Origin of the sequence: Moraxella sp. Pampa (assembly GCF_035181385.1) — a bacterium.
GTDB lineage: Bacteria > Pseudomonadota > Gammaproteobacteria > Pseudomonadales > Moraxellaceae > Moraxella.
In genome coordinates this window covers 702,917-716,782 of sequence record NZ_JAXCJK010000001.1, presented here as the reverse complement: position 1 = coordinate 716,782, position 13,866 = coordinate 702,917, and the positions used below count along the sequence as shown (strand labels likewise).

Below are 13,866 nucleotides of genomic sequence, written 5' to 3'. Positions count from 1 at the left end.
ATAACTTTGGTATTGATTTAAAATCTTCATTTTAAATACTATAAAAACAAGTAAAATAAGCCCTCAATTGATGAGGGCTTATTTATTTTTAGGGTTTTTAAAGGATTATCTTTTTTCTTTTAGACGCTCTTCCCAGAAAGTGGCGTTTTTGATGCCCAATTTAATAGGGTCAAAAGTGTAATTGGTTACGCCAGCTTTTTTCTGCATTTCGTAGTCTTTTAGTGAGCTGATGGTTGGTTTTGCCATAAAGAACATGACTAAAATGCCTACAATATTAAGCCAAGCAGTAATACCTACACCAACATCACCCATATCCCAAATGTAGCCTGCACTATTGACACTGCCGTATGCAACAAATACCAGCACCGTAATTTTTGGAAGCCACATACTCACTTTTTGTATGCCTGTACTCATTTTGCGAGTGAGGTAGGCAATATTGACCTCGGCGATATAATAGTAAGCCAAAATGGTAGTGAAAGCAAAAAAGAAAATGGCAATGGCGATGAAATAATCACCAAATGGGCCAAAAGTTTGAGTTAATGCCATTTGTGTGAAAGCAGGCGTACCTATCTCAGCAATTGCAGGGTCTACATGCTGAACAATGAATTGACCTTGTTCTAGAGTGCCTTGTACATTATAAGTACCCATGGTCAAAATCATGAATGCCGTTGCAGAGCAAACGAGCAAGGTGTCTACATACACAGAGAATGCCTGTACTAGGCCTTGTTGAGCGGGGTGCTGTACTTCTGCTGCACCAGCATGATGAGGGCCTGTGCCTTGTCCTGCTTCGTTTGAATATACCCCACGCTTAACACCCCAGCCAATCGCCGCACCAAGACCTGCCATTGGGTTAAAAATGTCGCTCATGATCAGGCTAAATATTGCAGGCACTTTATCAAGGTTCATGACCATGACCAGTAGGGCAAGCAAAATATAGCCTAATGCCATGAATGGTACAACAAACTCAGCCACGCGTGCGATACGCTTGATGCCACCGATGGTAATGATTGCCAAAATTGCAACAACAACCGCCATGACCATAACACGATTTGTGCCAACATCAGCGCCTAAAAAGTTCATCATGTTGCCATCACCTGTGATACGAGTTACAGCACTAACCACACCGTTGGCTTGTACACCAGGCAGGAATACGCCACAAGAAATGATGGCAGCGACAGCAAATAAAATGGCATACCATTTTTGACCCAGTCCTTTTTCAAAATAATAAGCAGGGCCACCACGATACTGACCTGTCAGTGGGTCGCGTTCTTTATAAATTTGTGCCATGGTAGATTCTGCATAAGCGGTAGATGCACCCAAAAACGCCACTACCCACATCCAAAATACTGCCGATGGACCACCAAAGCCGATGGCCGCTGCCACACCTGCAATATTACCTACGCCGACACGGTTGGCAAGTGCCACTACAAAGGCTTGAAAAGATGATATGCCGTCTGCACTTTTTACACCACTAAACATCAGACTGATCATCTCTTTGAGCATTCGTACCTGCACAAAGCGAGTGATGATAGAATAAAATAAGCCTGCACCCAAGCAAAGATAAATCAGTGCTGGACTCCAAATAATGCCATTTAGGCTACCAATAATTTGTTCCATAGTATTCCCTTGATTTTTTGGAATATTAAAATAAAATTATGATTCATTCATTGTTGGTTCATTAACATAAAAGTGCTGTAAAAGTTACATGAACACAGTACTTTAACCAAAAAAACCAAGAAGATGAATTCCCTGTTGCAATTTGCCATATTTTTGTAATAAATTCCACTAAAATTTACAATTTTTTTATATTTTTTTACAAAAAATCTTGATTTGTTATTATTTGTTATTAAAAAGGGTTAATTTGGTGTACTTCTTTGATGTGCTAATTTTTGTTTAAAGCTCATTTAAAAGCTTATGGCTTTTATAACTTTTGGCTTTTATAAGATGAAATCAAACTTGATTTGACTTTGTCGTTTGATGATTGTGTTGTGCTTATGTAAGGTTTTTACTTTTTAACTTGTTTTTTGCTACAATGGCATAATATCAATACGGCTTGCTTAGATTGTTAAAATTATTGTTAAAATTAAAAATTTATTAGATTACTAAAACCAGCCGAGTTGTTTTTTGTATTCTGTGTTATAGTTTGATGAAAATCCTTCACTTTAAAAAACTTAGTTACTTAATTTAGTTACTTAATTTACCCAATTACAAGGAAAAATTTTATGAACTCTTTTAAAAAACTTGCCTCTGTTGCCTTACTTGCCAGTTCATTAGGTCTGTCTGGCTGTGGCTATAATGCTCTACAAGCTCAAGATGAGCAAGTAAATGCATCATGGTCAGAAGTGGTGAATCAATATCAGCGTCGTGCAGACTTGGTGCCAAATCTTGTTTCTGTGGTTGAGCGTTATGCTGAGCATGAGCAAGGGGTTTTTACCGAAGTGGCAGCAGCGCGCGCAGCAGCAGGTAGTGTTCAGCTGACACCAGAGATGCTTAATGATCCAAATGCCATGAAACAATATCAAGAAGCACAATCGCAGATGACCAGTGCGTTGTCTCGTTTGATGGCGATTTCGGAAAATTATCCACTGCTAAAAGCAGATGCATTATTTCAAGATTTACAATCGCAGCTTGAAGGTACAGAAAATCGCATTACGGTAGCTCGCCAGCGTTATATTCAAGATGTGCAAGGTTATAATACAACCGTTCGCCAGTTTCCAACCAATCTCACAGCGATGGTGTTTGGTATGAGCCCAAGAGCGAACTTTACGGTAGAAAATGAAAGAGCAATCTCCAGTGCACCAAGTGTTACTTTTAACAATGGCACAAATAGCAATGGCACAAATGCTAATACAACCATGAATACCGACAATGCCAAAACAGCGACCGTAGGACAATAAAATGGCAGTCTTGCCAAATTTTAATAAAATCCACAACGCTGATATTGCAAGGCTTGGATTTGTGCTGTCGGTGTTGCTATTTGTTGTGCTACTAGTACCGCAGGCACTTGCCAATTCGGCAAATATCATCACTGCTGATACTGCTGGCGATAGTTTAGAAGATGATTTGATGGCGATCGTCATTGCTGATCATGGTGCTATCAAGCAGGCGTTGGATCACAACACCACTAAAACCTTGGTGAATTCAACGCCATCGCCTTTGACCGATTCTGTAAAAGAGTTTGTTCGGCAGATTGACGGTGAACAGGCGATTGATGATGGTATTGCCACAAGTATGGCGAAAGGCCCACCTATAGCTTTTGATGCCAAAAACATCACACATGACAAACTGATATTAAATGAACCTGTTGTTGATGCAGCACACATTTTAACTGCAAGTGAAAAATCGCACTTGACAGAACAGTTGCGTGCATTGTATCAAGATAAGTTGGCACAAGCGGCGTTGGTGATTGTGCCTAGCACCGAGGGTGTGCCTATTTTTGATTATGCGATGGCGGTAGCTGATCGTTGGCAATTGGGCAATAAAGATACAGATGAGGGCTTGTTGATCGTGGTTGCGATTAATGATCGTAATTTGTACATTTTGACAGGCTATGGACTAGAAGGGGTATTAACTGATGTGGCTGTCAGTCGTATCATTCGTCATGACATTACTCCTTTATTTAAAACTGGTCAGTATGCACAAGGGCTATCAGCAGCGATAGGCAGTATCAGTGAGCGTTTGCGTGCTGACCCAGAGACTTTGCGGCGTGCTGATGACATGAGTCAAGAGCAATACTCATATGATGATGAGGGTGTTTCTTTCATAGGATTGTTGATTTTTGGGTTTGTTATTGGTTCGTTTTTGACATCAATATTAGGCAGGGTGCTTGGTGCAACGATTACCGCAGGTGGTGTGGGACTTGTTGGCATGACACTTGGTGCAGGTTTTATGTCAATTTTGGTTGCGGTCATACTCTGGGTGTTTTTATTACTTTTTAAGGGTGGCTCTGGAGGTGGCGGTTCTGGTCGTGGCGGACATGGCGGTACAGGCGGGTTGATTGTGTTGCCAAAGAGCGGCGGTTTTGGCTCAGGTGGTTTTAGCGGCGGTGGCGGCGGTTTTGGCGGTGGCGGTGCTGGTGGTTCATGGTAACATTTATGCCTATCAAGTCCAAAAAAATAAGTTAAAATGCTTTAATCTTAAAACTAATCTAAAACTGCCATAGTCATCATCAACCATTAATCATAGGTTTTAGTGTGATTTATGGCAGATTGGTAGGTGTGGCTTGTGAAGTTTTCTTAATAAAACATAAAACCGCTTTACTTTTTAATACATTCATTATTTGATTTGGCAATTTATGCAATACATTCAATCAAGAAAAAGTTTATCCAGACTGTTGCGGCAGCTTAGTTTTATCCCAATTTTGCAAAATCGCTGGCTTAATGATGATTTGCGTCATACGCTGACCCAAGCTGTTGCACAGGCAGAGTCTGGCCATCGTGGCGAGATTTATTTGGTGGTTGAAAATCATTTACCAATCAGCCGAGCCTATCATTTAGATTGTCGTGAGCGCGCGCTTGAATTATTTGGCTTGCACCGTGTGTGGGATACTGCTGAGAATACAGGTGTGCTGATTTATGTCAATGTTTGTGAGCGTGATTTGGAGATTATTGCTGACAGAGGGATTGATGGCTTTGTTGATGAGGTATTTTGGCAAAATTTAATCGCAAAAGCCTTAAACGCTTGCAAACAAGGGGATTTTGCCAAGGCGATATTGGAGCTGATTGGTAACATTGGTGATTTATTGCGTATACATTATCCAGACGATGATGTTTTTGGTAATGAGTTGCCTAATGAAGTGGTGTTTTTGCAATAGCTTCTTAGCAATATTTGGGGTGCTTGATTGGACTGTCTACTATTTTAACGGTTAAATTTCAACAGGTATTTTTAGTTATTTATGTACAGCCATTGCTCATGATGATCATTATAAAATATAGCACAGCTGATGTATGAAATTTATAAAAAATAATGCGTTTTTCTTCTTGTGTTATATGGATTGTTTTGATAAAATGGCAGCTTAGTTTTATGTCCTAGTCGTGCTCGTTATCAAGTGTCATCAAGGGATGACCACGGCACACAGGTTTTTACGGAGAAGTAAATGTACGCAGTAATCAAAAGTGGTGGTAAACAGCACCGTGTTAGCGTTGGCGAGACATTAAAAGTTGAGCTACTAAAAGCTGAAAAAGGCGAAACGCTAAAAATTGAAGAAGTACTTATGATTGTTGATGGTGCTGACATTAAAATTGGTCAGCCTGTTGTTGCTGGTGCTAGCGTTGAAGCAGAGGTGGTTGAACATGGTCGTGGCAAGAAAGTGCGTATTGTTAAGCACCGTCGCCGTAAGCACTACCATAAAGAGCAAGGTCACCGTCAGTGGTTCACTGAGCTAAAGATCAAGGCAATTAACGCTTAAACCATCATTGATGACTTTATAATATTGATACTATAAAGCATCCACATAGGAGATTTTCTAATGGCACATAAAAAAGCCGCAGGTTCTACTCGTAACGGTCGTGACTCTAATCCAAAAATGCTTGGTGTAAAAGTATTTGGTGGTCAAGATGTTGTTGCAGGCAACATCATTGTTCGTCAGCGTGGCACCGAATTTCATGCTGGTCAAGGTGTTGGCATGGGTCGTGACCATACATTATTTGCCTTAACTGACGGTGTTGTTAAATTTGAGACCAAAGGTCAATTTAACCGTCGTTATGTTTCTGTTGTTGGTGAATAATTTTTTTAGACATTACTTTAACGACCAAACCCAATACTTGTGTATTGGGTTTTTTACTATTAATTGTTGATCGTATATATTGGGTTATTTGCCAATCCATTGGCGTATTTTTTCTTGCTCTTCTTCGCTGGCGTTGAGCCAAAGCTGTGTGAAACCATCTAGATTGCTTTGTGTCATTGGTTGTTGGTGCTGTTCTTGTGAAGGTGTGGTAATCAAATCTTGATTTATGATGGTGTTTGCTTTTTGGTCAGATGATGCGGTATTATCACTATGATTAAAAATACTACCAATACTTTGAGTCAGTCCTTTTAATATGCTTTCTTGTCGTTCTGCTGTGCTATTTTCTTTAGAAATGACCTGACCATTTTGAATGATGGCAAGTGCTGGTGCTTTAATGTAGGCCTTGGCAGATTTGTAGTTGTTTGGTTGATTTGGCATGACTAACTGGTAGGTTTGATTGTCTTTTAAATCCGCAGTAATGGTAACATGATCAGATTTTAGATAATCGTGCTCACCACGAGATAGATCAAACATACGATCATAGCGTGCAGTGATGATGTGGCGACCAGCTTGTAATTTAAAATCTCGTTGTAGTGGTTGTAAGACACCATGGCGAATTTCTTGACTGTTAATGGCGATAACTTTAATGTTGTCATCAATCAGCAGGTGAACTTCAGCGTGTACGCTGATGCCCATCAATAAAGTGGCAATGCAGATGGCGATTTTTTTCATAAATTTTCTTGGTTCCCTGCTTTTTATTTCAAAAATTATGTATCAGTTTTGTGTTCGGATATTTCAAGTAGGAATGTTTCTTTGTTGATGATGTTTTTGGCCTCATCAATGGTTTTTTTTGGCACTTGTACACGAGACAAATGTGTCAATAGTGGTGAGATTTTATCCAAAACTTGAATCATGTCACCTGCGTTACGCGGTCCTTGATTTAACATATAGTCAAAAATTTGTTCAGGCAGTCGCCAATTTTTGCGTCTTAGGATTGTATCAAGTAACTTTCTTCTGTCGTCAATGTCTTCATTGGTGGGTAGGCGAAAAGTTGGTGCAAGAGATAGGCGGGTCATTAAGTCAAGCAGTCCAATTTCAAGCTCTCTGGCAGGACTTTCAGACAAAAATACCATTTGTCTGCCTTGTTCACGCACGCGGTTAATGAGATGAAATAGACCCTCTTGCCATTCACGACTACGCTCAATCAAGTGTAGATCATCGATGATGATTAAATCAAACATTTCAAGCCCAGCAAGTGCACTGACATCTTCATCGCTATTAATCATGTCATCAAAGCTTAGACTGATGGCATTTTTTTTGTGATTTTGGGTATAGTCACGGTAAATGGCTGCCGCCAAATGTGTCTTGCCAAAGCCAAAATCACCAATAATGAAAAGCTCTCGCAGATTGCCAGAGCGTAATTCATGAAGGGCTTTCAATACTGGGATGAAACCTAAGCCAGCAAAGTCAGACAGGCTAGCGTCTTGTTTTAGGTCAAGATTGAGAGACGGTTGTGTCAAATCATTCATTAAGTATAAATCTTATCTTGTCTATTTATTGTATTATTCAAAGTATTGCACTGTCAATATTAAACCATTATATAGCATATTTTTAGAAAAATTAGCAAGTATAATCGCTAATTTTTTAATTTTACGCTCTAATGGTTGCTTTTTGTGGGTTTTGCCAACTTACCATAGCTTGTATTGTTTTGTACCGACATACCACCTGCTTTGTAAATAAGCACTGTAAGCATGGCGAAACAGCACATTGATGACGGCAGAGACTGGCAAGGCGATTAACATACCAATAAACCCAAATAAGGCAGCTCCTGCTAACACTGAGAAAATTACCCACAGTGCGGATAATCCAATTTTGTTACCCAAAAGCAAGGGCTGTAATACATAACCTTCTAAAATCTGCCCAATGCCAAAGGCACCAATGATGAGCAGTAGGTACTTCCAATCAAAACCGAACTGGAAAAATCCCGCCACCAAAGCCAAAACGATACCCACACCAAAGCCTAGGTAAGGAACAAAACTTGCAATACCTGCACCAATACCAATAATTAATCCAAGCTTTAACCCAATCAATTCGAGTTGTACGGCATAAATTGCCCCTAGTAATATCATCACACTAAATTGACCCTTGGCAAAATTCATTAATGCTTCATCACAATCTTTGGCAATTTCAATCACTTTTGGTCTAAAATCAGGTGGAATGGCATTGGCCCATGTTTGCAGACGCTCTTGCCAATTGAGTGAAAAATAAAAGGTCAAAATCGGAATCATGATCAAAAGACCGATGTTATTAGCAGCACTCATGCCAGAAATAACCACTTGTTTGAGAACCATCTGAGCATCAGACATTTGGTAGTTGGCTTGAATAAAATGACTGACTTCATTTGAGATGACATCAAAGTCAACTTTGAGCAGTCTGTTGCTGGTAAATTGCCCTAGCCATGGACGCACAACCTCATTATACCATTTTAATAAAGTAGGTAAACCCTCCCACATCACTTGAAGCTGTGCCCATAATAGGGGGGTTAGCCAAACGATGGATAGGGCCAGTATGAGTGTGATGGATAGATATACCAGTAAGATGGCAACCACTCTGGGTAAAAATCGGTCGAAAAGATGAATGAGTGGATTTAGAAAATAAGCCAAAATGAATGCTGCTGCAAAAGGGGCAATCACTATCCGTGCCAAGTACAAAAAATAGACAAACAAGCAAATGCCTATCAAGATGAATAAACGGCGAAAAAAAGGATCTAGGGTGCGAGGATTCATGTTATGTATTCTTAAATGTGCATTCTTAAACGGCTTTTAGCATGGGGTGGAATGTTTCGCCAAACCCAACCATGGTTTAGCCATGAGTATAATATGAATATAATAAATAAAAATCAAAAAAAATACACATTATTTTTATAAAATTTTCATAAAAAAGCATAAATTTTTATGAATGATGATTTTTGATGGGTTTTTGGAGGATTTTTTTGATATAATGAATCATTCATTCTTTATAATGGCGATATTAAAAAGGTTGTTTATGATGCAGCAAACTTCACTAAGCTATAAAGACGCAGGCGTGGATATTGACGCAGGCGAGGCACTTGTACAGCGTATCAAATCAGTTGCCAAGGCAACCTCCCGTTCTGAGGTGGTTGGTGGCTTGGGTGGATTTGGTGCATTATGTCGCATACCACAAGGCTATAAGTCGCCATTACTGGTATCTGGTACAGATGGTGTTGGCACTAAGCTAAAGCTGGCATTGGATTTAAGCCGTCATGATACCATTGGTCAAGATTTGGTGGCGATGTGTGTTAATGATTTGCTGGTGTGTGGTGCTGAGCCTTTGTTTTTCTTGGATTATTATGCCACAGGAAAATTAGATGTAGATACAGCGGAGGCTGTCATTAAAGGCATTGGTGATGGTTGCAAATTATCAAACTGTGCTTTGATTGGTGGTGAGACTGCTGAAATGCCAGGAATGTACCAAGATGAGGATTATGACCTTGCAGGTTTTTGTGTGGGTGTGGTTGAAGAATCAGAGGTCATCACAGGTGAGAATGTGGCAGAAGGTGATGTATTGATTGCATTGGCATCTAGCGGTGTTCATTCAAATGGCTATTCTTTGGTGCGTAAGGTTATTGAAGTTACCAATACCGATGTGGTTAATACACAACTTGGTGATGAATCATTGGCTGATGCTTTAATGAAGCCGACTCGCATCTATGTCAAATCTGTCAATGCCCTACAAAAAGCTGTTGGTAATGCCAATATTCATGCGATGGCTCATATTACAGGTGGTGGTCTGACTGAAAACTTGCCACGAGTATTGCCAGAGAATTTGACCGCACAGATTGATACAGCAAGTTGGCAATTGCCCCCAGTCTTTCAATGGCTACAAAAAGGTGGCAATATTGAGACGCTTGAAATGTATCGCACCTTTAACTGCGGTGTTGGTTTTGTTTTGGTTGTACCACAAAATAAAGCCGACAAAGTGCTTGATTTACTACAAGAGTATGGTGAAACTGCTTGGGTTATCGGTGATATCATAGCACGCAAGACAGATGCGGTAACTTATTGTTAATCTGATGACAACTTTTTTGGGTTGGTTTTGTTGATAGAAATAAAAACATGAAAAAGCTAAAAATTGCTGTCTTGGTATCGGGTAATGGCTCAAATTTACAAGTGATGCTTGATGCCATGCAAGCAGGTCATCTGCCGATTGAAATTGTCGGTGTCATCAGTAATGTTGCAGATGCTTATGCGGTTACTCGTGCCAAAATTGCTGGCGTAGACACAGCGGTGCTGTCTCATGTGGCAAGTGGCAAGAAAATGGGCATTCGCACCTTTGAAAAGCATGCGTTAGAATTGCTCAATGAATGGTCACCTGATTTGGTGGTATTGGCGGGCTTTATGCGTGTTTTATCGTCAGAATTCATTCAAAATGCACCATGTGCGATGATAAATTTGCACCCATCATTATTGCCAAATTATAAGGGCTTAGACACGCACGAGCGTATCTTAAAGTCTGGTGAAACTGAGCATGGTTGCAGTGTGCATTTGGTAACAGCAGAGCTTGATGCAGGGCAGGTGTTGACTCAGGCGATGCTGATTGTGAGGTATGATGATACGCCAGAAAGTTTACGCCTGAGAGTGCAAAAGCTGGAACATCGGTTGGTGTTATTTACGCTAGAACTCATTGTAAAAGGTGTGTTGTCGCTTAACAAAACACCAATTTCCATCAATATACCAGTACCAATTAAGTTGCGTTTTGATTGATGGCTATGTACAAAAAAAATCCCCAATTTTTATCAAAGAAATTGGGGATTTTATATTGTTTGTAGTTAATCAGTGGTTTTCTTTGGCATGGTTTAAAGTATATTTTGGGATTTCTATGATCAAATCTTTGTCAGCGATGATGCATTGACAAGATAGGCGGGAGTTTGGTTCCAACCCCCATGCACGATCAAGTAAATCGCCCTCAACATCGTCCATTTCTTCTAAGCTATCAAAGCCTTCACGCATGATGACATGGCAAGTGGTGCAGGCCTTTGACATATCGCAGGCGTGTTCAATCTTGATGCCGTGTTCATGCAGTCCTTCAAGTAGGTTTTCACCTGTTTTAAGTTCAACTGTTGCACCTTGTGGGCAAATTTCATGATGGGGTAGAATGGTTACGGTTACCATAATTTTCTCGCTTTTTTCATCTTCATTGGTTGATTCAAGTTGGTCAATTTTAATAAATGATTCAGCTTTGCCAATCAGAGGTGTTTGTCCCTGTGAGTGCTGACTTGACATTTTGATCCATGATGACAGCGGCAAAATGGTCGCTTAGGGGTTTAAGTCTACTGTTGGCAGTATCAATTACCTTTTTATCATCGCTATTTAGAGCTTGGCGTAGCTCTTGTATGGCAAATTGAAGCTTAGATTGTTCATCAATATTTAGCAAATGGGAAAATTCCACCAAAGCGGACTCTAAGGCAAGGATTTCTCTCTCAGCTTCAACTTTGGCCTCAATCAGCATGCGAAGACGCTTATCTTCATTGGCATACTCAAAACCAGCACGCAATAGCTGTTCTTGTTGCTTGGCGGAGAGCCCATAGCTTGGACTGACTTGAATTTGACTGCGTGCACCTGTGGTTGTTTCTTGGGCAGAAACGGTCAGTTGTCCGTTGGCATCAATATTAAAGCTGACCTCAATGCGTGCGTGCCCTGCTTTCATTGGTGGAATGCCATATAGTTCAAAGCGTGCCAAAGTACGACAGTCTGCCACTGTTTCTCGCTCGCCTTGCACGACATGGATTACCATGCCTGTTTGATTGTCTTGATGTGTGGTGAAAATCTGACGGCGTGCCACGGGAATTGGTGTGTTTCTAGGAATGATGACCTCAGTCAACCCGCCCATGGTTTCAAGCCCTAAAGATAATGGCGTTACATCAAGCAATAACAAATTATCATCACGCTTGTTAATCAGCTGATCGGCAACACGAGCTGCACCAAGTGCCACGACTTCATCGGGATTTAGTGTACAAAGTGGTTCTTTATCAAAGAATTCTCTTACCGCCTTTTGAATGGTTGGCATTCTGGTTGAGCCACCAACCAAAACAACTTCACATACATCGGCTTTGCTGATTTTGGCATCTTGTAGCACTTGCTGGCAGATCTGTAGAGTGCGACGAGTTACAGGCTCAATAATGTCAGCAAGGATATGGTTATTTAGTATTATCTGAGTAGGCGTATCGGCAATATCAGTTTCAATCATTGTGGCATGGCTTGTACTGAGTGCTTGCTTGTGCTGTCGTGAAAGTTTGGCAAGGTTTGATTTTTCTTGATTGCTGATATCATTAGGATTAAGTTTGGCGGTTTTTATCAGATGATTGGCAATCAATCGATCAATGTCATCACCGCCCAAGGCACTATTGCCACCTGTGGCAAGCACTTCAAACACGCCATCAGACAAGCGAAGAATTGATACATCAAATGTTCCACCACCCAAATCATACACCAAATAGATGCCCTCTGAGGCATTCTTATCCAGTCCATAGGCAATGGCAGCAGCGGTTGGTTCATTTAATAAGCGAAGTACGGTCAATCCCGCTGTGGTTGCTGCGTCTTTAGTGGCTGTGCGTTGTGCTTCATCAAAATAAGCTGGCACAGTGATTACTGCTCCTGCGATGCTGTTGGGCGGTAAGATGGCTTCGGCGTGGTGTTTTAAATGCGACAATATATGAGCCGATGTTTCTACGGGTGATTTTTCACCTTGTGCAGTAACAAAAGTCGGCATGGTATGCTTGCCACCTGATAAAGTGTATGGGTGAGAAAATTTAATATCCGCTTTGCTACGACCCATGAACCGCTTGGCGGATATGATGGTATTTTTGCCATCTTCGCTGTACTGCAAGGCTGGTTTGCCGACCAAAGGGCGATTGGATTTGTCCCCATAATAGACCACGCTTGGTAAAAGTGGACTGTCGCCAAAGTTTAGAACATCGGCACGCCCAGAGCGTACCACACCAACTAAAGAGTGTGTTGTGCCTAAGTCAATGCCTAAGGCAAAACGGTGTTGATGAGGGTTTTTTGATTGGTTGGGTTCGCTAATTTGCAATAAAGACATGGTATCTCTTAAAAGCTGGCTATGTGCAGTCTATCTAAGACGGCAAATGAAAAATGGCTGACTGATAAATTTCAAGAACACTAAGCTATCACACATAAAGGTCATCATCAGGTGTGTTCAAGTTTTCGGTCAGCTTGTGCTCAACATCAATCGTAAGCTTTTCTAAAAACTGAATTTTTTGCGCATGACTGATTGCTTTTTGCCAATCTTGACTATGGTAAGATGAAGAAAATTTGGCATTAAAAGCTGATTTTTTAGCATTGATATCGGCTAGAATTTGGTTTAAATCCTCGCTATTGTTAGCATCATCTAGTGCCATACGATATTCTAACATTTCGTCCAAAAAATCCCAATCATTAATTGACGCATTCAAATCGCATGTTACACCAGCAAGACTGAGCAAATGAGAAGCGCGAGTGTCATCACGATTTAGTGTATCAAAAGCATGGTTGATGAGTGATGCCATTTGTGTCGGTATTGTATCACTACTGGCTTGGTCGGGGTGATATTGTTTTTGTAAGGCTAGTAGTGATTTTTTGAGTGTGTTTTTATCAATCTCAAAAGATACAGGCAAGCCGAATAATTCAAAAAAATTGTTTTTATTCAAAGACATAAGACACCAACTATACTGTAAACGATTCGCCACAACCGCATTCGCCTGTTTGGTTGGGGTTGATAAATTTAAAGCCAGAGTTTAGCCCTTCGGTAACATAGTCCATTTTTAGACCGTCCAAATACACCAAACTTTTGGGGTCCACAAACACGCCCACACCGTCATTGTCAAAACGCACATCGCTGTCATTGGGTTCGTCCACAAATTCAAGCACATAGGCAAGCCCCGAACAGCCTGCGGTACGCACGCCCACCCGAATGCCTTCGCCTTTGCCACGATTTGCCAAAAAATCTTTGATGTGTTTGACAGAATTTTGGGTTAAGTAAATCATAAAGTGCCTTTTAAGATTTGCAAGTAGGATTTGCCAAGTTTTAATCAGTCAAAAACCACCACACCAATTAAAACTTGG

The 13,866-nt window shown here is 40.7% G+C and carries 15 protein-coding genes; 7 read left to right on the top strand and 8 right to left on the bottom strand.

Annotated features, from left to right (window positions below; translation table 11 throughout):
• Nucleotides 1-105 precede the first annotated feature (105 nt).
• Nucleotides 106-1,617: an alanine/glycine:cation symporter family protein gene (locus R0123_RS03485; protein ID WP_323843116.1), complete on the bottom strand. Its 1,512-nt coding sequence runs from the start codon at nt 1,615-1,617 to the stop codon at nt 106-108.
• Nucleotides 1,618-2,222: 605 nt separating this feature from the next.
• Between R0123_RS03485 and R0123_RS03480 the strand changes: the two genes are divergently transcribed.
• The 5 genes from R0123_RS03480 (at nt 2,223) to rpmA (ending at nt 5,725) form a co-directional block, all read left to right on the top strand.
• Nucleotides 2,223-2,897 (top strand): LemA family protein, encoded by a 675-nt coding sequence (locus tag R0123_RS03480; protein WP_323841772.1) that lies wholly within the window; start codon nt 2,223-2,225, stop codon nt 2,895-2,897.
• A 1-nt stretch (nt 2,898) separates the two neighbouring features.
• On the top strand, nt 2,899-4,089 hold the full coding sequence (locus tag R0123_RS03475) for a TPM domain-containing protein (RefSeq protein ID WP_323841773.1): 1,191 nt from the start codon (nt 2,899-2,901) through the stop codon (nt 4,087-4,089).
• A gap of 205 nt (nt 4,090-4,294) precedes the next feature.
• The gene (locus R0123_RS03470; protein ID WP_323843115.1) at nt 4,295-4,813 is read left to right on the top strand and encodes a TPM domain-containing protein; all 519 of its coding nucleotides are present in this window, start codon (nt 4,295-4,297) and stop codon (nt 4,811-4,813) included.
• Nucleotides 4,814-5,095: 282 nt separating this feature from the next.
• Nucleotides 5,096-5,407 (top strand): 50S ribosomal protein L21, encoded by a 312-nt coding sequence (gene rplU / locus R0123_RS03465; RefSeq protein ID WP_323841775.1) that lies wholly within the window; start codon nt 5,096-5,098, stop codon nt 5,405-5,407.
• 60 nt (nt 5,408-5,467) lie between these two features.
• Nucleotides 5,468-5,725, top strand: coding sequence for a 50S ribosomal protein L27 (rpmA, locus tag R0123_RS03460; protein WP_323841776.1), 258 nt, complete (start codon nt 5,468-5,470; stop codon nt 5,723-5,725).
• Between the two features lie 84 nt (nt 5,726-5,809).
• Here the strand turns inward: rpmA and R0123_RS03455 are convergent, their stop codons facing one another.
• The 3 genes from R0123_RS03455 to R0123_RS03445 all read right to left on the bottom strand — a co-directional run bounded on the left by R0123_RS03455 (nt 5,810) and on the right by R0123_RS03445 (nt 8,511).
• A complete protein-coding gene (locus tag R0123_RS03455; protein ID WP_323843114.1) occupies nt 5,810-6,457 on the bottom strand; it encodes a DUF2057 family protein in 648 nt (215 codons plus the stop codon).
• Between the two features lie 35 nt (nt 6,458-6,492).
• Entirely contained in the window at nt 6,493-7,254 is a 762-nt protein-coding gene (locus tag R0123_RS03450) for a DnaA ATPase domain-containing protein (protein ID WP_323843113.1), read from the bottom strand.
• Nucleotides 7,255-7,413: 159 nt separating this feature from the next.
• Nucleotides 7,414-8,511: an AI-2E family transporter gene (locus tag R0123_RS03445; protein ID WP_323841779.1), complete on the bottom strand. Its 1,098-nt coding sequence runs from the start codon at nt 8,509-8,511 to the stop codon at nt 7,414-7,416.
• Nucleotides 8,512-8,770: 259 nt separating this feature from the next.
• On the opposite strand from R0123_RS03445, the gene purM reads away from it, so the two are divergent.
• The gene (gene purM, locus R0123_RS03440) at nt 8,771-9,814 is read left to right on the top strand and encodes a phosphoribosylformylglycinamidine cyclo-ligase (RefSeq protein WP_323843112.1); all 1,044 of its coding nucleotides are present in this window, start codon (nt 8,771-8,773) and stop codon (nt 9,812-9,814) included.
• Nucleotides 9,815-9,861: 47 nt separating this feature from the next.
• On the top strand, nt 9,862-10,509 hold the full coding sequence (gene purN / locus R0123_RS03435) for a phosphoribosylglycinamide formyltransferase (protein WP_323843111.1): 648 nt from the start codon (nt 9,862-9,864) through the stop codon (nt 10,507-10,509).
• Nucleotides 10,510-10,578: 69 nt separating this feature from the next.
• Here the strand turns inward: purN and fdx are convergent, their stop codons facing one another.
• From fdx to iscA, 4 genes are all read right to left on the bottom strand, one after another.
• Entirely contained in the window at nt 10,579-10,917 is a 339-nt protein-coding gene (gene fdx, locus R0123_RS03430) for an ISC system 2Fe-2S type ferredoxin (RefSeq protein ID WP_323843240.1), read from the bottom strand.
• 61 nt (nt 10,918-10,978) lie between these two features.
• Nucleotides 10,979-12,844, bottom strand: a complete 1,866-nt coding sequence (gene hscA / locus R0123_RS03425) for a Fe-S protein assembly chaperone HscA (protein WP_323843110.1) — start codon at nt 12,842-12,844, stop codon at nt 10,979-10,981.
• A gap of 88 nt (nt 12,845-12,932) precedes the next feature.
• On the bottom strand, nt 12,933-13,457 hold the full coding sequence (gene hscB, locus R0123_RS03420) for a Fe-S protein assembly co-chaperone HscB (RefSeq protein WP_323843109.1): 525 nt from the start codon (nt 13,455-13,457) through the stop codon (nt 12,933-12,935).
• A gap of 10 nt (nt 13,458-13,467) precedes the next feature.
• Nucleotides 13,468-13,788 (bottom strand): iron-sulfur cluster assembly protein IscA, encoded by a 321-nt coding sequence (gene iscA / locus R0123_RS03415; RefSeq protein ID WP_323843108.1) that lies wholly within the window; start codon nt 13,786-13,788, stop codon nt 13,468-13,470.
• Nucleotides 13,789-13,866 lie beyond the last annotated feature (78 nt).

Excerpts from the sequence above, each read along its gene's own strand:
- R0123_RS03485 (WP_323843116.1), bottom strand. The coding sequence starts at position 1,617 with ATGGAACAAATTATTGGTAGCCTAAATGGCATTATTTGGAGTCCAGCA.
- R0123_RS03480 (WP_323841772.1), top strand. The coding sequence starts at position 2,223 with ATGAACTCTTTTAAAAAACTTGCCTCTGTTGCCTTACTTGCCAGTTCA.
- R0123_RS03475 (WP_323841773.1), top strand. The coding sequence starts at position 2,899 with ATGGCAGTCTTGCCAAATTTTAATAAAATCCACAACGCTGATATTGCA.
- R0123_RS03470 (WP_323843115.1), top strand. The coding sequence starts at position 4,295 with ATGCAATACATTCAATCAAGAAAAAGTTTATCCAGACTGTTGCGGCAG.
- rplU (WP_323841775.1), top strand. The coding sequence starts at position 5,096 with ATGTACGCAGTAATCAAAAGTGGTGGTAAACAGCACCGTGTTAGCGTT.
- rpmA (WP_323841776.1), top strand. The coding sequence starts at position 5,468 with ATGGCACATAAAAAAGCCGCAGGTTCTACTCGTAACGGTCGTGACTCT.
- R0123_RS03455 (WP_323843114.1), bottom strand. The coding sequence starts at position 6,457 with ATGAAAAAAATCGCCATCTGCATTGCCACTTTATTGATGGGCATCAGC.
- R0123_RS03450 (WP_323843113.1), bottom strand. The coding sequence starts at position 7,254 with ATGAATGATTTGACACAACCGTCTCTCAATCTTGACCTAAAACAAGAC.
- R0123_RS03445 (WP_323841779.1), bottom strand. The coding sequence starts at position 8,511 with ATGAATCCTCGCACCCTAGATCCTTTTTTTCGCCGTTTATTCATCTTG.
- purM (WP_323843112.1), top strand. The coding sequence starts at position 8,771 with ATGATGCAGCAAACTTCACTAAGCTATAAAGACGCAGGCGTGGATATT.
- purN (WP_323843111.1), top strand. The coding sequence starts at position 9,862 with ATGAAAAAGCTAAAAATTGCTGTCTTGGTATCGGGTAATGGCTCAAAT.
- fdx (WP_323843240.1), bottom strand. The coding sequence starts at position 10,917 with ATGGTAACCGTAACCATTCTACCCCATCATGAAATTTGCCCACAAGGT.
- hscA (WP_323843110.1), bottom strand. The coding sequence starts at position 12,844 with ATGTCTTTATTGCAAATTAGCGAACCCAACCAATCAAAAAACCCTCAT.
- hscB (WP_323843109.1), bottom strand. The coding sequence starts at position 13,457 with ATGTCTTTGAATAAAAACAATTTTTTTGAATTATTCGGCTTGCCTGTA.
- iscA (WP_323843108.1), bottom strand. The coding sequence starts at position 13,788 with ATGATTTACTTAACCCAAAATTCTGTCAAACACATCAAAGATTTTTTG.